Here is a 22,905-nt window from a genome sequence, read left to right as displayed (position 1 = left end):
CGGGCCGGTCGGGGCTGCGCCCGTGGGCTCGGCCGTCGAGAACTGGGGGTGCAGATATCCGTCGTAGACGTCGCAGGCCGAGTTGCCGATCTCCTGGTCGTACCTCAGGACTTCGATCTTCCCCGGGGTGACCCGGTACTTCGCCGGGTCGGACAGCTCGACGTCGAGCACGCGGCGCACGATGGTGCGGGCCACCTCGTTCGCGCCGTCGTCGACGCGCACCAGCGGATAGACGAAGGTGTAGTCGGCGTGCACGACGACGGAGGCGTGCTCGCCCGCCTTGAACGTCATCCGCCCACGGATCTTGACCACGTCACCGACCGGCCGCAGCTCGTCGGGGTCGAAGCGGCTGAACATCGTCAGCGGGTCGTGGTCCTGGTCCGGCTTGCGCAGCGAGGTGTTCAGCCGGTCGAGCAGTTCCGTCTGCCGGGGATCGATCACCGCGAGCGCGGTCTCGGGGCGTCCGCCGCGCAGGGTGGCCGGGTCGAGGTTCGCGTCGACCAGGAGCTTCCTGGTCTGCTCGAGCGCCTGCCCCACCTGGGCCTTGGACAGCGATCCGACCGGCGTCGCCTTCGGCACGACGATGCCCGCAGCACCGTCGGCCCAGCGCAGGGCCGGGGAACCGGCGAACGGATCGTCCAGCGTCGGGACCTCGGGATCCGCCGACTCCGGCGGGGCGGTCGGAGCCGCGGTCTCGGCCGGGAGCGGTGACGCCGCGGCCGCCTGCGATTCCCCCGTGCCGAACGGATCGCCCGGCAGCAACGACGGCCGCACCGCGACCACGGCCACCGCGATCGCGACGGGCACACCGAGAACCGCCCACAGCCTCCGCCGCCGGGCCGTCCGCCCGTTCGTCTCCTGCCAGGCCGGCCCGGTGCGCCACCCCTCGGGCAACTCGCCCCGCGCCTCCTGCTGCCGCAGCCGCGCGGTGACCATACGGGCCCGAGCGGACGGCTCCTTCGGCACCGAGTCGCCGATCCCAAGCTCGGCGTCCTTCACGAACTTCTCCCACACCTCGTCGGGTATGGACTCCCCGGAATCAGGTCCGGGCTCTTCGGACTGTCTGTCGGCCACGGCGCCGCACGCCTTTCTCTCGGTCAGCTCCGGTCGGCTGTCGGCGAGGAGAGATTACGGCAGCCCAAAAAACCTGTGTGCGGCGTACAACCATTCACAGGCGTCGCGAATCAAACCAGCAGTAACACGGGCCATCCCGCGCTCCACACGCGGAAGGCCTCCCCCATGTGTGCTGCTGACCGGGATAACACGAGTCGCAGCGCCACGGACACACCGAGGTCTTCATGAAAATTCGCCGAGCTCTGGCCACCGCGGCCGCGACAGCGGTATTGGCGCCGCTCGCCCTGCTGTCGGCCCCCGTCGCCTTCGCGTCGGACGGCACTCCCGACACGTCCACGACCGCTCAGGCGACGGACCAGACCACCCCCGCCTCCGACGACAGCACCCCGGCGACGGACCAGAGCAGCCAGGCCGCCGGCGGCGAGGACACCGCAGGCGACGACAGCGGCGCCGCGGCCGGCGAGGACGACTCGGCCGGCGACGACAGCGACTCGGTCTCCGGCTCCGACACCGACACCGACACCGACAAGGCCCCCGCGGCCGACACCGGCACGGCCGGCAGCAGCTCCAGCACATCGTCTACGGCCACGCCCAGCGGCGAGCCGTCCGAGTGGCCCGAGGACTGCCCGGTCGACGAGGACGGCGTCGACGCCGACTCCCAGCTGACCCTCTCCGTCGACGGCCTGCCCGGCAAGATCGTCGCGGGCAGCGGCTGGCACAACTTCAAGCTCACCGCCGCCAACCACAGCGACACGTCGCTCGGCACGGTGCAGTGGTACGCGCTCATCGACAACGACGCGCTGAGCGACGACGAGAAGGACTGGCTGGGCACCTACGCCGAGATCGAGTACTTCAACCCGGAGACCAAGACCTGGGAGTCGATCGCGGACGAGGTCGGCGACGGCTTCTACTTCGGCGAGACGAAGCTCGGCCCCAAGGAGACCGTCGGCATCAAGCTGCGCGTCAACATCACCGCGAAGGCACCGGCCGGTGACGGCTTCACCGTGGGCCTGGGCGGATACGTGGACGCCGAGAAGAACTGTGTGCACAGCGCCTACTCGGAGTACGACTTCACGGTCCTCAAGCCCGGCAGCAGCAACGACGACCCGGGCGAGGCCAAGCCGGGCAAGGGCGACAAGCCGGCCGGCGGCAAGCAGCCGCAGGGCGGCGCCGTCGAGATCCCGGCCACGGGCAGCCTCGCCTCGACCGGCTCCAGCTCCGCCCTCCCCGTGATCGGCCTGGTCGGCGGTGTCGCCGTCGTGGCCGGTGCCGGTGCGCTGTTCATGGTGCGACGCCGGAAGAGCGACGCGCAGGCGTGAGACGTACGGCGTCGGACGTAGGGCGTACGGAGAGACGCGCGGCGTGAGACGTACGGCGGGACCGCGTGACGCGTGAGGCGTGGCGCGTACCGCCGGCAGCGGAGAGGGACCTGGGCTCGGAGGGGGGCTCAGGTCCCTTCCCGTTTCCGCTACTTCTTCGGCTTCGGCGGAACCGCCGGCATCCCCAGGAAGGGAAGCCGCAGCGCGCCGAACGCCTCCGCCGGGACCGCCGGCGACTTCGGCTCGACCGGTTGCAGACGTTCGTACGCGGCTCCCTGCGCGGGGCGCGGGTCCGCCTCGCCCTTGTTGGGCCAGTACGCCATCGCGCGCTCCGCCTGTGCGGTGATCGTCAGGGACGGGTTCACGCCCAGGTTCGCCGAGACCGCCGCGCCGTCGACGACCGAGATGCCGGGGTGGCCGTGGAGGCGGTGGTAGGGGTCGATGACGCCGGTTTCGCGGGTGGCGCCGATCGGGCAGCCGCCGAGGAAGTGGGCGGTGAGCGGGGTGCCCATCAGTTCGCCCACGTTCGAGCCGGCGAAGCCGTTGATCTCGGCGGCGATGGCCGAAGCGGCCTCCGAGGCGGCCCTGATCTGCCTGGGGTTGGGGGCGCCGTGGCCCTGGCGTGCGGTGAGCAGGCCCTTGCCGACGCCGTCCGGCTTCAGGTACGTCGTCAGGGAGTTGTCCAGGGACTGCATCACCAGGCCGATGATGGTCCGCTCCGACCAACGGCGGTTGGACAGGGAGCGCAGCACCAGCATGGGGTGGCGGGCGGCGTTCGCCAGCCAGGCCGCGATGCGCGAGGAGCCCTCCGCGTACGGGACCTGGAGGATCGACAGGCCGCCCATCGAGTTGGAGCCCTTGCCGTAGCGGACCGGCTCGATGTGGGTGTTCTCGTCGGGGTGGACCGAGGACGTGATGGCGACCCCGCGGGTGAAGTCGACCTTCGGTTCGCCGGTGGCCCTGCGGTAGCGGCGGTTGTCGGTCTGGGCGCCGACCAGCGCTTCGGAGTTGGTACGGGTCAGCTCGCCCAGCTTCTCCGAGATGTACGGCAGCTGCCGGCCCGCCTTCATGCGGTGCAGCAGTGTCTGGGTGCCGTACGTACCGGCGGCGAGGACGACCCGGCGGGCGGTGAAGGTGCGGCCGTCGCCCTTCTTCTTCCGGTCCGTGGGGAGCGTGGCGACCGCGTAGCCGCCCCGCGAGTCGTCCGTGACGGACACGACCGTGGTCATGGGGTGCACGACCGCGCCCGCCTTCTCGGCGAGGTGGAGGTAGTTCTCGTTGAGGGTGTTCTTCGCGCCGTGCCGGCAGCCCGTCATGCACTCGCCGCACTCGGTACAGGCCTTGCGCGCCGGGCCCGCCCCACCGAAGTACGGGTCCGCCACCTGCTCACCGGGCTTGGCCTTCGCCTCGCCGCCGGCATCCTGGCCGTCCCCGAAGAACACCCCGACCGGCGCCATGTGGAAGGTGTCGCCCACGCCCATCCGCTGGGCCGCCGCCTTGAGGTGGACGTCGGAGGGGGTCATGGTGGGGTTGAGCCGTACGCCGAGCATGCGGCGGGCCTGGTCGTAGTACGGCTCCAACTCCTCCCGCCAGTCGGTGATGTCACGCCACTGGGGGTCGTCGAAGAAGGGCTTCGGCGGTACGTAAAGGGTGTTGGCGTAGTTGAGGGAGCCGCCGCCGACGCCCGCACCGGCCAGGACCATGACGTTGCCCAGCAGGTGGATGCGCTGGATGCCGTACATGCCGAGCTTGGGAGCCCACAGATAGTTCTTCAGGTCCCAGGAGTTCTTGGGCAGGGACTCGCGGGTGAAGCGGCGGCCGGCTTCCAGGACGCCGACGCGGTAGCCCTTCTCGGTCAGGCGCAGGGCGGTGACGGAGCCGCCGAAGCCGGAGCCGACGACGACGACGTCGTAGTCGTAGCCGGAGTCGTCGTGGCCCGAGTCGCCGGGGGCCGCGTCGGCGTGGCCCGGGTCGTCGTCCTGCGTGCGGACAGAGTTCTCCTGTGACACGTGCTCTCCTCGTTGAGAACTGCCGTTGTGCGGCGGGATCTAGCGGAAACGGAACGCCTTCATCAGCCGCAGGCTCCGGCTCATGAACTCCGCGTACTTCTCGTCGTCCATCCCCAGCGAGGGCGCCATCGGCAGCAGTCGCTGGTGGGCGACCGTCTGGGCCTCGGTGTACTTGAGGATGCCCTCGGAACCGTGGCGGCGGCCGAGGCCGGAGTCCTTCATGCCGCCCATGGGCGACTGGACACTGCCGTAGGCGGGGGCGTAGCCGTCGTTGACGTTGACCGTGCCGGTGCGCAAGCGGGCGGCGACCGCGCGGCCGCGCCGGCCGTCCTTCGTCCACACGGAGGAGTTCAGGCCGTACGGCGTTGAGTTGGCGTGCTCGACCGCCTCGTCCTCGGACGTGAAGCGGTAGAGGGAGACGACCGGGCCGAACGTCTCCTCCGTGCACACGGACATGGGGGCCTCGACGCCGTCGAGGATGGTGGGCTCGAAGAAGTACGGGCCGATGTCCGGGCGGGCGACCCCGCCGGCGACGACCTTCGCGCCCTTGGCGACGGCCTCCTCCACATGCCGCTTGACGGTCTCCAGCTGGCGTTCGCCGACCAGCGAGCCCATGTCGGCGCCGTACGCGAGGGACGTGCCGAGCCGCATGGCCTTGGTGCGGGCGGCGAAGCGCTCGAGGAAGGCGTCCGCGACGGAGGCGTGGACGTACAACCGCTCGATGGAGATGCAGAGTTGCCCGGCGGAGGAGAAGCAGGCACGGACGGCGCCCGCGGCGGCCTTCTCGATGTCGGCGTCCTCCAGGACCAGCATGGCGTTCTTGCCGCCGAGTTCAAGAGAGACGCCGACCAGACGGGCGGCGGCGCCCTGGGCGACCTCGCGGCCGGTGCGAGTGGAGCCGGTGAAGGAGACGTAGTCGGCGTGCTTGACGATCTCGGGGCCGACGACCGGTCCGTCGCCGATGACGACCTGGAACACCTCGGCGGGCAGCCCGGCCTCGATGAGGAGGTCACGGGCCCACAGGGCGGTGAGGCACGTCTCGGTGTCCGGCTTCATCACGACGGCGTTGCCCGCGACGAAGGCCGGGAGCGCGTCGCCGACGGAGAGTTCGAGGGGGTAGTTCCAGGGGGCGATCTGGCCGACGACACCGCGCGGGTGACGCAGCTCGGTGACCTTGGTGAGGGTGGGCATGGCGCCCGCGTGCCGCTTCGGCTTGAGGTAGGCGGGGGCCTTGCGGCCGTAGTGGCGGGCCGCGACGGCGACGGCCTGCACCTCCTCGTGGGCGTGCAGGCGTGCCTTGCCGGTCTCCAACTGGATCAGGTCGAGCACCTCGGCCTGGCGGGCGAGGACGAGGTCGTGGAAGCGGAGCAGGACGGCGGCGCGCTGCCGTACGGGAGTCCGCGCCCAGACGGCCTGGGCGGCGCGGGCCGCCTCGAAGGCCTCTCGCACGTCCTCGGGGGTGGACTCGGGCAGGTCGGCGAGCTTCTCGCCGGTGAACGGCGTGTGGTTGGCGGTCCGGCCCGAGCCGACCACGCCCTTGGTGAGCTGCGCGACCAGCTCGGGGGTGACCACGTCGGCGGCGGTACGGGCGCCCGTGGGAGCGGGGGCGAGAGGGTTGGTGCCGGTCTGTTCGGGTGTGCCCGTGCCGGTCTTCTCCGGGGCCTGCGAGTCCGTCATGAGCCGCAGGGTATGCCGGAGCGGAAACTTTGGGTACCCGTCGGTAATCGGGATTCACCGAGTGCTCACACACAGCCAGTGATCACTGGCAACGAACGTGCTGATCAGGCCGTTGTTCGGCGATGGTCAGCCACCGTTCAGTCAATTCCGATCTCAAGGCGGTCGCGGGCGCCCTTGAAGACCGCGGTGCCCTTCTTCTCGTCGGCCGTGCCCTTGGGCATGTCGACCCGCAGCTCGTACATGCGGTCGTCGTCGGTGAGGATCATCAGCTCCATGACCCGGGTCGGGGTGGCCTGGAAGCCGTATGCGGTGTCGACGAGGGCGGCCTCGTAGCCGTCGACCAACGACCGCCTGGCCGCCGAGGCGGGCGTCTCCCGCGCCACGCTGGCCCGCCGCTTCACCGCCCTCGTGGGCCGGCCGCCGATGGCGTATCTGACCTGGTGGCGGCTGACCCTGGCGGCGGCTCTGCTCCGGAACTCGGACGCGTCACTGGCTTCGGTGGCACGCGAGGCCGGCTACAGCAGTCCGTACGCCCTCTCACACGCGTTCAGCCGGGAGTTCGGCGTCACTCCGGGGAAGTACCGGCTTCCGGCTCAGGCAGGATGAACTCCGACGTGTCCAGCTCGAAGTCGAAGGGCGCGGGCACGTGCAACGGCCGCCCGAAGGGGATGTTCGTGCGCGACCGGTATCCCTTGGGAGAGGGGTCCCAGAACGCGCTGATCTCCTGGATCTTCATGTCGAGCAGCAGATACACGGGCACGATCCGCCCATACGTGTCCAGCTTGTCGATCCAGTCCACGTCCTTGGTGGAGTCCGAGGTCAGCTCGGCGACGAGGGAGAGGGCGGAGCCGTCGGCGTGGCGGCCGTCCTCGTCGAAGGCGGATTCGTCGGCGACGAAGAGATCGGGGCCGAAGCCTCGCTCAGAGGGAGGGAACACGAAGAGGAAGGGCGAGGTCTCAGTGACGTGCCCCTCGGGAGCATGGGCCTCCACCTGCGCGCGCAGCCTTCGCATGGGACGCAGGTAGCGCAACTTCGACCACGGCGACACGACGATCTTCCCCCGGATGAGCTCGGCCTTGTAGCCGGCAGGCGTGTTCAGTTCCTCGACGATCCGGAGCATGTCCTCGAAGGATCCGGCCGGAGGAGCGTCTATGGCCGCCGGGCGCTCGGTCATGGTGGTCACCACGGTCCTCCATTGGTTACAGAGCGTGTCGCCCTTCCTACGATAGCGCCGGGCCACTCCGGTCGCCCGCCCCTCGACCGCACTCATGCCGCAGCCGTCCGACCCATGGCCTGCACTCCCACCTCGCACCACAGCAGCTTCCCGCCCCGCCCGAAGAGATCGCCCCCGAGCGGGTAGCCGCCCCACGCGTCCGCGTAATGACTTACGAGGAACAGCCCGCGCCCGCTGTCCGCCTCGGTCGGCACGGGCCGGAGCGGGCCTCGGCCCTTGTCGAAGGGAGGCGGAATGTGCGGGTTGGCGTCCCACACGCTCACGCGCAGACGGGTGCCGGGCAGGGCGCGGAGGCGGAGGGTGGCGGGGCCGGTGGAGTGGCGGTAGGCGTTGGTGACGAGTTCGGAGGTCAACAGCTCGGCGCTGTCGGTGAGTTGAGGGAGGCCGTGTCCGGCGAGGACGGCACGGAGGGTGGTTCGGGCGATGCGCGGGGCGAGCGGGTCGTGGGGCAGTTGGAGGGCGTACGCCCACGTTGGGGCCCTTCGCACTCCGACGGGGATACGGTGACCATGAATGCCTCCTGCGGTGGGGGAAGTCGGCTCGCTCGACGGCTCGGCCGGGCGGTGGCAGTGCCGCGCACGTCGCGGTGCGGCGCGGTGCGCTAAGCGAGCAGCGCATCCGCACCCTCGCCCACAACTACGACTGCACCGACGATGCCTTGATCGACGCACTCGTGGCCATGGCGGCGTACCGCGAACGCGGCTGGTGGGAGGAGTACCGGGACACGCTGCCGCCCCGCTTCCTGGACGTGGCGGAGATGGAGCACCATGCGGCCGCCCTGCGCGTGGCGCAGGTCATCAACATCCCCGGCCTGCTCCAGACACCGGAGCACGCCCGCACACTTTTCCGTCAGGCGGTCCCGACTCTGCGCCCGCACGAGATCGAGTACCGCATCTCCCATCGGATCAAGCGTCAGGCTGTCCTCCATCGCGAGCGGCCCCCGCAGTACACGGCGATCATCCACGAAGCTGCTCTGCGCATGCGGTTCGGTGGGCGGGAAGTGGCCCGTACCCAGCTCGACCACCTGGTCAAGATGAGCGAGCAGCCGCACATCACCCTGCGGGTGATCCCCTTCGACGGCACCGCGTTCCCCACCGTGGGCCATGGGCTGGACTACGCGTACGGACCGGTGCCCGCGCTGGACACGGCACAGTTGGACGCCGCGCACGGCAGTGAACTGATCGATGCCGTTGCACAGTTGAAGAAATACCGACTGATCCTGGACCGCATGGAGGAGGCCACCCTGGAACCCGACGACTCCCGCCGCCTCATCCACCGCACCGCCCAAGACATCTGAGAGCCGAGCCGTGACCGAACTCATCTGGCAGAAATCCACATACAGCGAGGAGGCCTCCTCCTGCGTCTACCTCGCCACCACCCCCACGGGAACGATCCTCCTCCGCGAGAGCGACGAACTCGACACGATCCTCACCACCGGCCCCCGCCAGCTCAGCGCCCTGATATCCGCCCTGCGAAGTTGCTCCTGAACCAGCCACGCCGTACCGCAGAGGGCCCGTGACAAGCGCAGGCTGCGGCCTGGTGGGCGACTGCGGCTTGAGCGGTGCATCCTTTGGCCGCTACTGCGGGCCAGTGATTGGCGGATTCGTTCCAGTCTCGTCGGCGGTGACCAGGCCCTTCCGGGACTGCGCGCGGAACAGATCTACCAACCCTGCGACGGCTCTCGTAGAGCCAGTTGCCGCCGCGGAGGTATCGGGAGCGCAGACGATGAATACACGGAAAAGGGCCCGCCAGTATCGCGAGTATCGCGACTGACGGGCCCCAGTCCACCAGGAGGCCGCTCACTCCTTGCGAGAGACGAACTCCTGGAACACCTCCAACATCCTTTCGAGCGATCCGGGGTCGCACGAGGCACGGAACATCTCACCGTCGGACCAAGCGATCATCCACCTTCCCCGGTCGTCGTCCGTGCGCTGCTTGGGCATCAGCCGAGCCTCCGCCGCTGTCCCCAGGAGGTCGACCTCGATGCTCCAGCCGGGGTTGTCCAGGCTTGCGAGCCGTACCCCGAACTCGTGCTCCCAGTCGCCGTCGCACTGGGCCGCGTACCAACGAACGAGCGTGTTGAGCGGATCCCTCTCGGAGTCCCTACCGTCACGGGCAGCCATCGGCCTTCTCCCAGTCGTCCAACGGCCTCGCACTGCCGTCGGCTTCGTTGATGTGCGGTGTCGGCACAACTGATCCGTCCGCGTTCGCATGTGCCCAACCGGTCGAGCGGAGGGCGCAGGCACCACGTGGACCAGGTCGAGGCGAGCCGCCGGCTGCGGCCGCCGTCCCAACGTTGGAAGGGGTCGTAGCCCAACGCTTCCAGCAGCCAGTAGCGCTATACAGCCTCTGATATGCACTTAGCCACGACAGCAGTGTGCCGGACCCGTCCCGGCCCCGTCGCAGTACTCGATGCAGCCGGCGTCCGCGTAGGTCTTGCCGTCCGTGGTGACGTTCTCGCCAGGGACCCCGACGATCAGGTACGGGTCACCGCTCGCGGCCGTGCCCGACATCATCGAGAAGCCGAACCAGTCGTACGCCTCGGTCGTCGTGGCCGAGTCGTAGCCGTCCTGGCTGTAGCCCTCGATCGTGGAGCCCGCACCGATGCCGGTGGGCGTGCCATGAATGACATAGATCGCCCCGGCGTCATAGATCTGGGTCCCGTTCCTGGAGATGTTCTCGTACGGGGCGCCGACCACCAGGTCGCCGCAGCCGTCACCGTCGGCGTCATATGTCGCGTACGAGGTCCCGAAGCCGTCCCCGGCCTCGGGCGCGGCGGGCATACCGCTGGTGGCCTGGGAGATCTCGAAAGCGCCCTTATTGTTCCCGAGCACCACGCGCACCAGCCCGGCCTTCTTCGCTCCGTTCACTGTGGCAGTCGGGTCGGGGATGACCGTGTCACCCACGCCGTCGCCGTTGAAGTCGCCCGCCGATCCCGCCGCGCAAGTGGCCGCCGCGGCAGGGTGCGCACCGAGCGACACCACCCCCTCAGCCATCAAGAAAGCGCTTGCTGCGCAGCCAGAGCTCCAGCCAGCCGTGTACGCGTACGCACACTCCACCCCGTTCCCACCCCGGACGGGACCTGATGGCCCGTCTGTGAACGCTATAAGCGCTGACTAAATATGTCCTAGGTAAAGGGTGTCAATGACTTTCGATCAACCGACTGCACACAGCACGCATACAGGCGGTAACCTTTCGGCGCCTTCTCGGTGCAATGTTTCGGAATGCAATATCAGCGTAAACAACGGACAAGTCAGGCGCTGCCGAGTGGCCCGCGTCACGCATTGGTGAACAAGAGGTTTCACTTCCCCGTCATCGGGTAGCCGTCGGCGGCTCATGGTATCTTCACATTCCTTCCGGCACCTTCCCCCAAGCAAACGGAGGCTGAGCCAGCACCTGCGAAGCCGACCATGATCCGGGGCGTGCCCCGTATTCTTGGAGAGCGTGACGATGGCTGGCCCCACCGTTTCGGTGATCATCGCTGCGTACAACGCGATGCCCTATCTGACGCGTTGTATCGAGTCCGTCGCGGACCAGACCATCGGCCGTGAGCAGCTGGAAGTCATCGCCGTCAACGACGGTTCCACCGACACGACCCCGGCCGAACTCGAACGCCTGGCCACCGTGTACCCGAAGCTGCTGCGCGTCGTCCACCAGGAGAACTCCGGTGGCCCCGCGGCCCCCCGCAACGCCGGTCTCGAACTCGCGCGCGGCAAGTACGTCTTCTTCCTGGACGCCGACGACTACCTCGGCCCCGAGGCCCTGGCGCGCATGGTGGCCATGGCCGAGAAGAACGGCACCGACGTCGTCCTCGGCAAGATGGTCGGCGTCGGCGGCCGCGGCGCGCCGAAGTCGATGTTCCAGCGCGACCAGCCGAAGACCGACGTCTTCAACTCCCGCGCCTGGTGGACCCTCAGCCCCATGAAGCTGTTCCGCCACAGCCTCCTGAAGCGGCTCGAACTGCGCTTCCCGACCGACCTGCGCACCGGCGAGGACCAGCCGTTCGTGGGCAAGGCGTATCTGGAGGCGTCGGGCATCTCCATCGTCGCCGACTACGACTGCGTGTTCTGGGTGCTGCGGGACGACGGCAACAACGTCACCCAAACCACCTCCGGTTCCGAGCCCCGGCTGCGCTATCTCGCCCGCATGGTCGACATGATGATCGACAGCGTCCCGGCCGGCCCGAACCGCGACCACCTGGCACACCGGCACCTGACCGTCGAGGTGCGCACCCTGGTCCGCTGGCACCTCTCGCGGGAGCCCCGCGAGCAGCAGGAGAAGACCCTGGCCCGGCTCGCCGAGATCATCGACCCGCTGCTCCACGAGGGCCTGCGCGAGCGGATCACGGGGGCGGCCTGGCTGCGGCTGCACTTCATCCGGGAGCGGATGCTCGACGAACTCCTCGAAGTCGACCGCTTCGAGATCCGGGAGAGCGCGTCGAAGGCCGCCACCCCGCTGCTGATCGACAACGGCCGCGCGTACGTCCGGTACCCCTTCCTGCGCGACCCGTCCCGCTCCGTCCCCGACGCCTACTACGAGGTCACCGACCGGCTCGGCACCCGCCACCACGTCTCCCGCGCCGAACTGCGCGGCACCGAACTGCACTTGGCCGGACACGCCTACCTGCACCGCGTGGCGACCGACGAGGTGACCACCGCTCTCCTCCTGCGCGAACGGGACAGCAAGGTCGAGTACCGGCTGCCCGTCACGCACACCCCGACGCCGGGCCTCGGTGCCGACCAGGACGCGGGGCACTTCGCCTACGAGCAGGCCGGCTTCGAGGCCGTCGTCGACATCGACACCGCGGCCGACGGCAAGCCCCTGACCGACGGCCTCTGGGACATCTATCTGACCGTCGGCGCGCAGGGCCTGTCCCGTGAGGCCCGGATCGGCAGCAAGCGCGACAAGGACCTGGACGGCAAGCCGGACATACGGGTCGTGGACACCGCGCAGGGTGCCCGTGCCGTCACCCTGTACACCACCAAGCCGTACGGCAACTACACGATCGACCTGGGCGAGCAGAAGCACCGGGTCATGTCACGCCTGCCGGTCGAGGCCTTCCGCTGGTCGGCGAGCGACCCCGGCATGCTGGTGGTCACCGGACAGAGCACGCTCGGCGCCTACCCGGACGGCGACCTCACCGTCGTACTCACCGGGGACGGCAAGTCCACCGCTGCCTTCCCCGCCGAACGCACCCTGTACACCGACTCCTTCACCGCCCGCGTCCAGGTGTCCGAGCTGCCCGCCGGCCTCTGGCGCGGCGAACTCCGCCTCGGCGACTGGGCAGCGCCGCTTCCGGCGCTCCCGAAGACGCTGCCGCCCACCAAGTGGCGCCGGCTCGGCCGGACCTGGTACGCCAAGCCGGCCTCCGGTGGCGACGGGAAGAAGTTCGGGCTGCGGGTGGCCCAGACCAGCGTGGTCAAGGCGATCGCGAACCGGCTCAAGCCCTGAGGTCCACCGGATCCACCACCCTCCTCTCTCAGATCTCTCCGGTCTCTCGGATCTCTCGGATCTCTCAGAAAGCGTGGCAATGGAACGCCCCACTGTTTCGGTCATCGTCGCCGCGTACAACGCGATGCCATACCTGACCCGTTGCATCACGTCCGTGGCCGAGCAGAGCATCGGGCAGGACGCGTTGGAGGTCATAGTCGTCGACGACGGCTCGACCGACGGCACGGCGGCGGAACTCGACCGGCTGAGCGAGGTACATCAGGGCCTGCTGCACGTCATCCACCAGGAGAACTCCGGCGGCCCGTCGGTGCCGCGCAACGTCGGACTCGACCACGCGCAGGGGCAGTTCGTGTTCTTCCTGGACGCCGACGACTACCTGGGCCCGGAGACCCTGGAACGCATGGTGGCCATGGCCGAGGAGAACGGCACGGACATCGTCCTCGGCAAGATGGTCGGCGTCGGCGGCCGCGGCGCGCCCAAGTCGATGTTCCAGCGCAACCAGCCGAAGACGGACGTCTTCAACTCACGGGTGTACTGGACGCTCAACCCGATGAAGCTGATACGCCGGGAGCTCCTGGAACGCCACGGGATGCGGTTCGCGACGGACCTGCGGTACGGCGAGGACCAGCTGTTCATGGGCCTGGCCTACATTCGCGCGGCCGGCATCTCCGTCGTGGCCGACTACGACTGCATCTACTGGGTCAACCGCGACGACGGCGGCAACATCACCACAACCGCCGACATCGAGTCCCGCTGGAAGTTCATTCCGCACGTGGCCGACATGATCCTCGAGAACGTGCCACCCGGCCCCGGCCGCGACCACCTCGCCCACCGGCACCTCACCGTCGAAGTGCCCTTCTTCCTCGACTACCTGGTGCACGAGCCCCGTCCGGAGCAGGAGAAGCACCTCGCCCGCCTCGCCGAGGTCATCGCCCCCCTCTGGCACGACGGCATGAACAACGAGCTCTCGGCGATGGCCCGGCTGCGCCTGCACCTCGTACGCCACCGGATGCTCGACGAGGCACTGGAACTCGTGCAGTTCGAGAAGGGGTTGGCGACAGCCAAGGTCTCCACCCCCCTCCTCCTCGACAAGGGCCGCGCCTACGCCCGCTACCCCTTCCTCCGTGACCCGGCCCGCGAGATCCCGGACGCGCTCTACGACGTCACGGACAAGCTGGGCTTCCGCCACCACCTCACCCGCGCCGACCTGGACGGCACCACCCTCCACCTGGCCGGCCACGCCTACCTGCACCGCGTGGAGACGCGCGACGTCACCACCGAACTGGTCCTGCGCGAGCGTGACAGCGGCACCGAGCACCGTCTCCCCGTCACCCACACCGCGACCCCCGGTCTCGGCGCGGCCGAGGACGACGGGCACTTCGCCTATGACCACGCCGGTTTCGAGGCGGCGGTGGACATCACCAAGGCGGCGGACGGATCCCCGCTGTCCGACGGCCTGTGGGACATCTCCCTCGCCGTCGGCGCCCAGGGCGTCTCCCGCGAGACCCGCATCGGCAGCAGACGGGCCGACGACGTCTCCGGCGAGACGACCGTCCGGGTCACCGCCCTGCCCGACGGCACCCGGCGGGCGGTCGGCCTCTACACCACCCCGTACGGCAACTTCACCCTCGACCTCGGTGAGCGCAAGCACAAGGTGGCGTCGCGCCTGTCGGTCGACGGCTTCCGCTGGTCGGCCGACAACCCCACCGAGCTGGTGATCACCGGGCGCAGCAAGCTCGCCGCCTACCCCGACGGGGAGCTGAGCGTCACGCTCACCGGAGACTCCGGCACACGGGCGGCCTTCCCCGCCGAACGCACGCCGGGCTCCAACGCCTTCACCGCCCGCGTCCCCGTCCAAGAGCTGTCCCGCGGCCTCTGGACCGGCGCACTCCACCTGGGCGAGTGGTCGGTACCTCTTCCGGCACTGCCGAAGAAGCTCGCGGCGGCCAAGTGGCGCCGCCGGGGCCTGCCCTGGTACGCCAAGCCGGCACCGGAGTCCGGCGGGAAGCGGTTCGCGTTGCTGGTGGCGAAGACCGACCTCCTCAAGGCAGTCACCGGCAAGCTGAGGTGACGGAGCGGATCACAATTCGTTGACGTCCAGATTCGCGATCGCCACCCGCGCCACCTCCCGCCCCCGCTCCGTGAAGTCCCCCTTGCCCGGATAGCTGACGGTGAGCTTGTACATGTCGCCGGCGGAATTCCGGTAGTAGAAGATCTTCAGCTCGCGGGGGCGCGGGTTCTGGGTGTCGTCGGTGGTGTAGACGATCGTGTTCTCGGCGGCCTTCTTGCCGTGGTACGTCTTGCCGTCCTCGGTGGTGGTCCTCGGGCCCTGGGGCATGTCGAGGTCGTAGTCGCCCTGCTGCTTGAACTTGGCGTCGTCGTCGTACATCTCGGCGGCCGCGGAGTCGGCGATGATCTTGCTCGTGTCCTCGGCCTTCTTGTCGAGGAACAGGCCGATCGAGATGCTGCCGCTCCAGTCGGTGTACGTGACCCAGTGGCTCCGGTCCGTCTTGCGGTCAGGGAGCCCGCGCCGGTAGTCGTCGGGCACCGCGAGCGTCGCGGCGACGTCCTTCTCCTTGTGCAGGCTCCAACCATCGGGCAGCGGGCCCGCGAACGGGTCGGCGACGACCAGATACGTCACCACCGCCGCCGCGACCACCGCCGCGCCGAGGCCGAGCCATGCCGTACGGCCGAGCCGGAGGCCCTTTTTCGGGGCTTCCTGGTAGCGCACGACCTGTGTGGGCTCGGGCGTGGGCGGGTTCGCGGCCGCTGCCAGCAGCGCGCGGACCTGGGCGGGGCCCGGACGGCGGGCCGGGTCCTTCTGGAGCAGGCCGTTGATGGCCTCGGCGAGCGGGCCCTGCGCGGAGGCGGGCGGGGCGGGCGTGGCGTTGAGGACGGACTGGAGGGTGGCGGGCGTGTTGCTGCGGCGGAAGGGCGAGACGCCCTCCGTGGCCGCGTACAGCACCACGCCGAGCGACCACAGGTCGCTCGCCGGACCGGGCCGCTGGCCCAGCACGCGCTCCGGCGCGATGTACTCGGGCGAGCCGACGAAGCCACCGGTGTCCGTCAGGCTCGTCTCGCCCTCGATCCGGGCGATGCCGAAGTCGGTGAGGACGACCCGGTCGTGCCGGCCGAGCAGCACGTTGTCCGGCTTGACGTCCCGGTGCAGGACGCCCGCCGCGTGCGCCGCCTCCAGCGCGCCCAGCACCTCCAGGCCGATCCGGGCGGCCTCGCGTGGGCCGAGCGTGCCCTCCTGGAGGGCGTCGCCGAGCGAACGTCCCCGCACCAGCTCCATCACGATCCAGGGCCGGTCGTCGACCACCGCCACGTCGTACACGTTCACGACAGCCGGATGGTCCAGCCGGGCCGCGGCGCGCGCCTCGCGGCGCATCCGCTCGAAGGCGTTGGCGCGTTCGCGTTCGGGAAGATGGTCCGGGACGCGCGGCTCCTTCACGGCGACCTCGCGGTCCACCGTCTCGTCCTTGGCCCGCCACACGGTGCCCATGCCGCCGTGCCCGAGTTTGGCCAGCAGCCGGTACCGGCCGCCGATGAGCCGCCCGGCGCCGCCGTCCAGGGCCTGCGGCGGGACCACCTCGGTCGGCGCCGCCGCGTACGGGTTGTTGGGATGCGGCACCGCCGCAGGTGGGTTCGGCGGTTGCAGACCGAAACTCGTCGGATCATCAGCTCCCTGGCGGGCTCCCCCGTTGCTGCTCATGAGTCCATCCATATCGCGCCATGAGTTCCCGCATCCACATCGATCGCACACCGGTCACAGACCCGTGACCCAAGCGGTCACTTATCTCCCACTTGTGCGGATTCCCAGGTCCGTACGAACCCTTTTCGGGCCCGTACCAACTTCTTTCAGGCCCGTACGAACGTGTCGACCGCGACGTCGAAGTACTCCCGGGCCTCCCGCACCTTCCCGACCGGCGCCGACACCCACACGTCGTACATGCGCCCGTTCTCCTCCCAGCACAGGTCGTAGGTGTGCCGGGGGCCCTCCGTCGTACTGAAGCCCTTCCAGGTGAACTCCCAGAGGGCGGCGGGCCGTCCGTCGTGCGCGGTCTCGGTGACCCGGCCGTCGTGGTAACCCGGGTTCGTGTCCGGGCCCTTGGCGGCCGCGCGCCGCATCACCGCGAGCGGGCCGCCCTGTTCGGGGTCGGCGACCCTGATGCCGATGCGGAAGATCTCCCCCGCCGACATGTAGAAGATCCGCTCGCCCTGGGGTTTGCGGGTGAAGTCCTCCGGCACGGCGAGCGAGAAGCCGGCGGGGTCGTCGGCGACGCGGTAGCCGGAGGGGGCGGTGGGTCGGTCCTCGGACGCGTTGGACGGGGTGCCCGTCACGGCGGATGACGGCGCGGAGCTCCGTGGCGCCGAACTGCGCGGTGCCGAACTGCGTGGTGCCGAACTCACCGGCGTCCCGGCCCCGTCATCACCCCGGTGCATCAGCAGCGCCGCCGCGGACACGCCCGCCCCTGCCATCGCGGCGACCAGCAGCGCGGCCACCAGCACACCCCGCGTGGAGGGCGCCGCACGCGCCGGGGCGGGGGCCGGCTGGAGGGGTGCGTCCCGCTGGGTCGGCGTGTAGCCGGACGGCGCCGCCTGCGGCGTACGGCCCGACTCCAGGAAGCCTCGCAGCATCCGCTCCGCCTCCGCCGCGTCCAGCCGCCGTTCCGGATCGCGTTCGAGCAGCCCCCGTACGACGGGAAGCAGGGGCTCGGCCTGCGCGGGCGTACGGATGTCGGCGATGACCACGGCGTGCAGGATGCCGCCCAACGAGTCGCGCCGGAACGGTGATTCGCCGCTGAGGACCGTGCACAGCAGCGCGCCCAGCGACCACAGGTCGGACGCGGGTCCGGTGCCGGCGCCGGACATCCGCTCGGGCGCGGTGTACTCGGGCGAGCCGACGAAGGCGCCGGTGTCGGTGATCGTGGTGGCGCCCGCGACCTGGGCGATGCCGAAGTCGGTGAGGACGACCCGACCGTCCTCGGCGACCAGGACGTTCGCGGGCTTGATGTCCCGGTGCAGCACTCCGGCCGCGTGCGCCGCGCGCAGCGCGCTCAGCAGGGCGATGCCGATCCGGGCGGCCTCACCGACGTCGACCGGGCCGCGCCGGGAGATCCGGTCGGCCAGCGAGCCGCCGTCGATCGACTCCATGACGATGTACGGGCGTTCGTCCTGCTCGACTACGTCGTGCACCACGATGATGTGCGGGTGACGCAGCTGGGCGACCGCGCGGGCCTCGCGCAACGTCCGGTCGCGCTGCCGTCGGGCCTCCTCCGCGGAGAGGGCCTCGTCGAAGGCGAGCTCCTTGACCGCGACCTGCCGGCCGAGCAACTGGTCGGTGGCACGCCAGACGACGCCCATGCCTCCGCGCCCCAGCCGTGCCTCCAGCCGGTACCGGCCCGCGATCAGGCGGAGGTCGTCCCCCTCGGTCCCCATGAGGCCCATCATGCCGCACCGGACGACCGCCCTCCGGGTAGCCGACCGGCCAAAGCCCCGCGACGCCGACCGGTTACGACAGGTCGGTCTCGACGAGCCGATTACGCCAGGCGGGTTACCACGGGCCGGTTACGACGCCTCGGGCTGCCAGCTCTGCAGCACCGCCTTGAACTGCTTCCGCGTGGTCGACCAGTCCTCGGCGGGCGAGGACATGTAGATCGCGTACTCGACGCCGTCCCGGGCGATGTACGTCTCGTCGATCGCGCGGCGCGGCCCGGGGAACTTCGTGTCCTTCGCCTGCGCGGTCCACGTGTACTCCCACAGCGAAGCCCTGCGGTCGCGGTAGGTGTTGACCTCCAACTGCAGCCGGTTGTAGTCGACCAGCCGCGTGAGCTGCTGGTCGAGGTCACGCTGGTGCTGGTAGGGGTCGGCGAAGTCGGGCTGCTCGTCGACGGCGATACGGACGAAGTGCTCGCCGCCGTCGGGCGTGTAGTCGATCTGCTGCAGGTCGCCGTCGTCGCTGAAGACCTGCCGTTCCCAGCCCTTGGGCAGCGAGAGGCTGAAGCCCAGCGGGTCGGTGATGTGCTTCCAGTTGGCCGGGTCCGTCTCCGCTTCGGGGCTCGGGGTGCCCGGCGCCGTCCCCGTCGCGGTGGCCGTCGCCGTCGGGTCGGAAGCGGTGGAGGCGGAGGCACCACCCTGCCGCTGCCGTCCCTCGTCCCACTTCTGGAGGCCCACCGCCGTGGCCCCGCCGACGAGGGCGGCCAGCACGACCACCAGAGCGAGCGAGCGCAGGCGGCGCTTGGGACGCTGAGACGCGGACGGGCCGATCCCGGTCGGCCCCGTGGGGTCTCCCCCGGTGCCCGTCGCCCCCATCGCCGTCGGACCCATCGCCGTCGGGCCGATCGACGTCGGGCCGGTGGCCGTCGGGCCGGTGGCCGTCGGACCGGTCACGGAGCGGTGCGGCGTGGCCGTCTCCGGACCGTACGGCACACCGGTCGACGGACCGTACGACGTCCCGGCGGACGGCCCGTACGACGCCGCGCTGGTCCCCGTCTCGTGCTGGAGGGCCTGTCGGGGCCCGCCGTGCTGCGTCGGCACGAACGCCTGCGCGGCGCTGGACCGCCGCCCCTCTGCCGCCTCGGCGAGCATGTGCTCGGCCTGGGCCGCGTCCGGCCGGCCGGCCGGATCCTTGCGCAGGAGAGCGTTGATGACGGGCTCGAGCGGGCCGGCGTACCGCGGTGCGGCGGCCTCCTCCTCGACGACCGCCTGCATGGTGGTCAGCGGTGAGGTGCGGCGGAACGGCGACCGCCCCTCCACCGCCGTGTACAGCGTCGCGCCCAGCGCCCACAGGTCGGAGGAGGGCCCGGGGTCGTGGCCGCGGACGCGCTCGGGGGCCAGGTAGTCGACCGAGCCGACGACCTCTCCGGTGCGGGTGATGGTGGTGTCGCCCTCGATCTGGGCGATGCCGAAGTCGGTGAGCAGGACGCGGCCGTCGTGGCCGAGCAGGACGTTGCCGGGCTTGACGTCCCGGTGCAGGACGCCGGCGGTGTGCGCGGCGGTCAGGGCGCGCAGCACCCACAGGCCGATCCGGGCGGCCTCGGCCGGCTCGACGCGCCCCTGCTCCTTGACGGCATCGGCCAGCGAGCAGCCCTCGACCAGCTCCATCACGATCCACGGCCGGCCGTCGTGCTCGAGGACGTCGTGCACGGTGACGACGGCCGAGTGGTTGATCCGCGCGGCCGCCCGCGCCTCCGCGCGGGTGCGCGCGAGCAGCACGCCCTGATCGCTCTCGGAGACGTAGAGCGCGGCCGTCAGCTCCTTGATCGCGACAGCTCGGTGCAGCAGCTCGTCGTGCGCGCGCCACACGCGGCCCATGCCGCCGCTGCCGATCGATTCGGCGAGCCGGTACCGGCCCGCGAGGAGCAGGCCCTGCATCTGATTCACGTTGCCCCGCAATGCTCTTGACAGGCTCAGACTAAGGACCGGTCAGCGTCCAGGGAACCAGCGGGGCGCCAAGGAAACCGCACTGTGACGGTTGTCGCTTCTGGCAGAGAGTGGGAACCGACGTCAGGTGATCGATTGCGGACCGGATCCGGCCGGTGAGCCGCGTACCGGATCAGCCGGTGAACTGATAAGTCGCCGACGCCTGCTCGTACAGCCGCGTCACCTCGTCCCGCTCGGCCTCCGGACCGCGCACCTGCACGACGTGGTACCGGCCGTCGATGAGGATCGCCAGGTTGCGCACGAACAGCTCGCGCCCGCTGTTGTCGGTCCAGGTGAACTGCCCCTCGGCCATGGTGCGTCCGCCCACCTCGATCGTGCGCAGCCCGCCGGAGGTGGCCCAGCTGGACTCGCGGTACGGCCCCAGTTCGTACTCCTTCTCGCGCTGGTAGACCATCGGATCGGTGCCGTACGTCGACGCTCGGTCCCGGCCGGGGACCACGATCAGCTCGAAGTCCCCGTGCGCGTACACCACCTGCCCGAGACCGTTCTTCGGCGTGCGGTCCCAGCCGTTCGCCACGGCGACGCGGAAGCCCTCGGAGTCCTTGCGGAGGGTGAAGCCGTCGGCGACGTCGGTTCCGGTGGTCTGCGTCTCGGTGGAACCGGCGGACGCGGAGGCACTGTTGTCCTGCCCGGGCGAGGTCTGCCCGGGCGACGTCTGCTCGGTCCGGGGCTCGCTGCTCGCGTCGGGGTCCGCGTCCCCCTCGGTCTGTACCGGCGTCACCGGTCGGCCGGCGCCGGCCGACTTGGTGTCCTCGGCCTTCGGCATGAACAGCACGGCGTACGCGACCGCCCCGGCCAGCACGAGCAGTATCAGCAGGAGCAGGACGCGGCCCAGGCTGCGCGGTGAGCGGGAGGCCTCCTGTTTGGCCCGCTTGTGCCGCCCGTGCGGACTGGTGGCGGGCAGTCCGGCGCGCCGCCTGCGCACCAGCTCGCCCCGCCGCCGCACGATCGGCAGCCGGCTCGGGTCGACGGGCGGCGCGGCGACGACGTGCAGGCCGGCGTCCGGCTCGGGCGCCGAACGCACCAGCGAACGCAGCCAGCCGCCCAGCTCCTCGAAGTCGAGCCGCTCGGTGGGGTCCTGACGCAGCAGCGATTCCACGACCGGCCGGAGCGGTCCGCACTCCTCGGCGAAGGCGGGCGGCTCCGCGCACACCATCTGCACCAGCTCGGCGGTCGACTCCTCCGGGTACGGCGCATGCCCCTGTACGGCCCTGAAGAGCAGCGCACCCAGCGCCCACAGGTCGGTCGCGGGCCCGATGGGCGCGGCCAGCTGCCAGTTCTCGTGCACGGGTCCCGCCTGCTCCGGGGCCCATCGCTCGGTCACAGGCCCCACGAGCGCCATCCGCGCCTGCCGCGCCCGCTCGGCGGCCAGCGCGGTCGCCGGCCCGCGACGCGCGGGGACACCGGCGGCGAGGTCGTCCCAACGGGCCGGAGGCTGTGCGGTGTCGACGGGAAGGCTGCCGCCGGGCGACGGGGCCGCGGCGCGGGGCGCCGCCTCCTGCCAGGGCGCGCCGCGTACCCCGTAGGGGTCGGCCGTCCGGGCCGGCGGCACGCTGCCGGTCGTGCTCCGCTCACTGCCCCCGGCGACGTACGGCGACTGCGGCCGGCCGTCGGCCGCGGCGTCGCGGTCGGGGGCCGACCTGGCCCCGGGCAGTGCCGCCCGGCCGTTCTGCTGCGCCTCCTGCACACGGGCCGCCGCCCGCGCGCCCGCGCGATACGCGGCGATCGCCCCGGCGCGGGCGGCCCTGATGTCTCCGCCGCTCTCCACGGCCGCCCTGCGGGCTACGGCGGCCGAGGCCGCCGTCGCCCCGCGTGTCGCGTCTGCCCCGTCCGTACCGGCGGCACCGGCCGCGGGCAGCCCTCCGGCAGCCCGCGCCTCGATGGCGGCTCGCCGAGCCGCCTCCGCATCCACAGCACCGGTACCGGCAGCACTGGCACCGTTGCCGGTACCGGCGCCATCAGGCCCACCGAGGCGGGCCCTCGGGCCCGTGGAGCCACCTGTCCCGTCCATGGCTCCCGGCCCAGCGGCCCCATCGGGCCCGCTGCCCTCGTCGCCGCCCGCGTCCCCGTCCTCGGTGGGCACCGGGTCGTACCCGCACAGTGCCTCCTCCGCCGCGCCGACCGCGAGCCCGGTCAGCATGACTCGGCCGTCGTCGCAGACGAGCACCGTGCGCGCGGTGATGTTGCGGTGGACCCAGCCGTGCGCGTGCAGCACCCGCAGGGCCATGAGCACATCGGAGGCGACCTCGGCCGCCCGGTACGGCGACAGCGGCTTCTCGGCGAGCAGCGCCGCCAGCGGCCGCGCGGCCACCAGCTCACTGACGATCCAGAGCGAACCGGCCTCGGCGAACACGTCGAAGACCTGGTCGAGCCGCGGATGGTCGGGAATCCGGGCGGCGGCCTGCGCGGCCTCCACCGCCCGTCGTACGACGGGATCGGCCGGCCGTCGCGTGCTCGCGCCCGTGCGCGCCGCCGGTCGTCGTGCCCCGCCGTCACGCGCCGTGAACCCCGCGGGCAGCCCCTCCGCGTCGAGCACCTCCGCCTCGACGACCTCCGGCAACGGCACCTGCCGGACGAGGACTTCCTGTCCGCTGTAGGTGTCGAAGGCGCGGGTCTCGGTGAGTTCGTACTCGTCGGACGGCGGCAGCGGCAGGCGGTAGCGGTCGGCGAGTACCCGGCCCGCGTAGTCGTCCAC

The 22,905-nt window shown here is 70.8% G+C and carries 17 protein-coding genes and 2 pseudogenes; 7 read left to right on the top strand and 12 right to left on the bottom strand.

Translation table 11 applies throughout. The features are described from left to right. A partial coding sequence (locus tag ACFY16_RS36265) for a hypothetical protein (protein ID WP_390651469.1) occupies positions 1-1,074 on the bottom strand: 1,074 nt, incomplete at its 3' end. A 224-nt stretch (positions 1,075-1,298) separates the two neighbouring features. Here ACFY16_RS36265 and ACFY16_RS36260 point away from each other — a divergent pair. Further along, positions 1,299-2,393 (top strand): LPXTG cell wall anchor domain-containing protein, encoded by a 1,095-nt coding sequence (locus ACFY16_RS36260; protein ID WP_390651468.1) that lies wholly within the window; start codon positions 1,299-1,301, stop codon positions 2,391-2,393. A gap of 149 nt (positions 2,394-2,542) precedes the next feature. Here ACFY16_RS36260 and ACFY16_RS36255 read toward each other — a convergent pair whose 3' ends face one another. The 3 genes from ACFY16_RS36255 to ACFY16_RS36245 all read right to left on the bottom strand — a co-directional run bounded on the left by ACFY16_RS36255 (position 2,543) and on the right by ACFY16_RS36245 (position 6,462). Beyond that, a complete protein-coding gene (locus tag ACFY16_RS36255; RefSeq protein ID WP_390651467.1) occupies positions 2,543-4,402 on the bottom strand; it encodes a GMC family oxidoreductase N-terminal domain-containing protein in 1,860 nt (619 codons plus the stop codon). Positions 4,403-4,441: 39 nt separating this feature from the next. Then, positions 4,442-6,079: a succinic semialdehyde dehydrogenase gene (locus tag ACFY16_RS36250; RefSeq protein ID WP_390651466.1), complete on the bottom strand. Its 1,638-nt coding sequence runs from the start codon at positions 6,077-6,079 to the stop codon at positions 4,442-4,444. Between the two features lie 137 nt (positions 6,080-6,216). Further along, positions 6,217-6,462, bottom strand: coding sequence for a hypothetical protein (locus ACFY16_RS36245; protein ID WP_390651465.1), 246 nt, complete (start codon positions 6,460-6,462; stop codon positions 6,217-6,219). Here ACFY16_RS36245 and ACFY16_RS36240 point away from each other — a divergent pair. Beyond that, positions 6,413-6,685: pseudogene (locus ACFY16_RS36240) on the top strand (helix-turn-helix transcriptional regulator); the annotation flags it as partial. The gene ACFY16_RS36245 and the pseudogene ACFY16_RS36240 overlap by 50 nt on opposite strands. On the opposite strand, the gene ACFY16_RS36235 reads toward ACFY16_RS36240, so the two are convergent. Next, positions 6,645-7,253, bottom strand: coding sequence for a Uma2 family endonuclease (locus tag ACFY16_RS36235; RefSeq protein WP_390651472.1), 609 nt, complete (start codon positions 7,251-7,253; stop codon positions 6,645-6,647). The pseudogene ACFY16_RS36240 and the gene ACFY16_RS36235 sit on opposite strands and share 41 nt — an antisense overlap. A 92-nt stretch (positions 7,254-7,345) precedes the next feature. Further along, a complete protein-coding gene (locus tag ACFY16_RS36230; RefSeq protein ID WP_390651464.1) occupies positions 7,346-7,801 on the bottom strand; it encodes an ATP-binding protein in 456 nt (151 codons plus the stop codon). 98 nt (positions 7,802-7,899) lie between these two features. Here ACFY16_RS36230 and ACFY16_RS36225 point away from each other — a divergent pair, with 98 nt between their 5' ends. Beyond that, the gene (locus ACFY16_RS36225) at positions 7,900-8,610 is read left to right on the top strand and encodes a DUF5753 domain-containing protein (protein WP_390651463.1); all 711 of its coding nucleotides are present in this window, start codon (positions 7,900-7,902) and stop codon (positions 8,608-8,610) included. A gap of 10 nt (positions 8,611-8,620) precedes the next feature. Then, positions 8,621-8,800, top strand: coding sequence for a DUF397 domain-containing protein (locus ACFY16_RS36220; RefSeq protein WP_390651462.1), 180 nt, complete (start codon positions 8,621-8,623; stop codon positions 8,798-8,800). A gap of 312 nt (positions 8,801-9,112) precedes the next feature. Here ACFY16_RS36220 and ACFY16_RS36215 read toward each other — a convergent pair whose 3' ends face one another. Beyond that, the gene (locus tag ACFY16_RS36215) at positions 9,113-9,436 is read right to left on the bottom strand and encodes an Imm53 family immunity protein (RefSeq protein ID WP_390651461.1); all 324 of its coding nucleotides are present in this window, start codon (positions 9,434-9,436) and stop codon (positions 9,113-9,115) included. 237 nt (positions 9,437-9,673) lie between these two features. Next, positions 9,674-10,309, bottom strand: coding sequence for an integrin alpha (locus ACFY16_RS36210; protein ID WP_390651460.1), 636 nt, complete (start codon positions 10,307-10,309; stop codon positions 9,674-9,676). 454 nt (positions 10,310-10,763) lie between these two features. Here ACFY16_RS36210 and ACFY16_RS36205 point away from each other — a divergent pair, with 454 nt between their 5' ends. Together ACFY16_RS36205 and ACFY16_RS36200 are read left to right on the top strand one after the other, a co-directional pair. Then, the gene (locus tag ACFY16_RS36205) at positions 10,764-12,764 is read left to right on the top strand and encodes a glycosyltransferase family 2 protein (protein ID WP_390651459.1); all 2,001 of its coding nucleotides are present in this window, start codon (positions 10,764-10,766) and stop codon (positions 12,762-12,764) included. A gap of 79 nt (positions 12,765-12,843) precedes the next feature. Beyond that, positions 12,844-14,835, top strand: coding sequence for a glycosyltransferase family 2 protein (locus tag ACFY16_RS36200; RefSeq protein WP_390651458.1), 1,992 nt, complete (start codon positions 12,844-12,846; stop codon positions 14,833-14,835). A gap of 9 nt (positions 14,836-14,844) precedes the next feature. On the opposite strand, the gene ACFY16_RS36195 is transcribed toward ACFY16_RS36200, so the two are convergent. Further along, entirely contained in the window at positions 14,845-16,479 is a 1,635-nt protein-coding gene (locus ACFY16_RS36195; protein WP_390651457.1) for a serine/threonine-protein kinase, read from the bottom strand. A gap of 588 nt (positions 16,480-17,067) precedes the next feature. Here ACFY16_RS36195 and ACFY16_RS36190 point away from each other — a divergent pair. Further along, on the top strand, positions 17,068-17,352 hold the full coding sequence (locus ACFY16_RS36190; protein WP_390651471.1) for a pentapeptide repeat-containing protein: 285 nt from the start codon (positions 17,068-17,070) through the stop codon (positions 17,350-17,352). A 119-nt stretch (positions 17,353-17,471) separates the two neighbouring features. Here the strand turns inward: ACFY16_RS36190 and ACFY16_RS36185 are convergent. The 3 genes and pseudogenes from ACFY16_RS36185 to ACFY16_RS36175 form a co-directional block, all read right to left on the bottom strand. Then, positions 17,472-18,131: pseudogene (locus tag ACFY16_RS36185) on the bottom strand (serine/threonine-protein kinase); the annotation flags it as partial. A 204-nt stretch (positions 18,132-18,335) separates the two neighbouring features. Further along, positions 18,336-20,141 (bottom strand): protein kinase, encoded by a 1,806-nt coding sequence (locus ACFY16_RS36180; protein ID WP_390651456.1) that lies wholly within the window; start codon positions 20,139-20,141, stop codon positions 18,336-18,338. 181 nt (positions 20,142-20,322) lie between these two features. Beyond that, positions 20,323-22,905 (bottom strand): protein kinase, encoded by a 2,583-nt coding sequence (locus tag ACFY16_RS36175; RefSeq protein WP_390651455.1) that lies wholly within the window; start codon positions 22,903-22,905, stop codon positions 20,323-20,325.

The organism is Streptomyces sp. NPDC001315 (genome assembly GCF_042896175.1).
Lineage (GTDB): Bacteria > Actinomycetota > Actinomycetes > Streptomycetales > Streptomycetaceae > Streptomyces.
The sequence above is the reverse complement of the archived record's forward strand: the minus strand, read 5'-3'. Positions and strand labels throughout refer to the sequence as shown.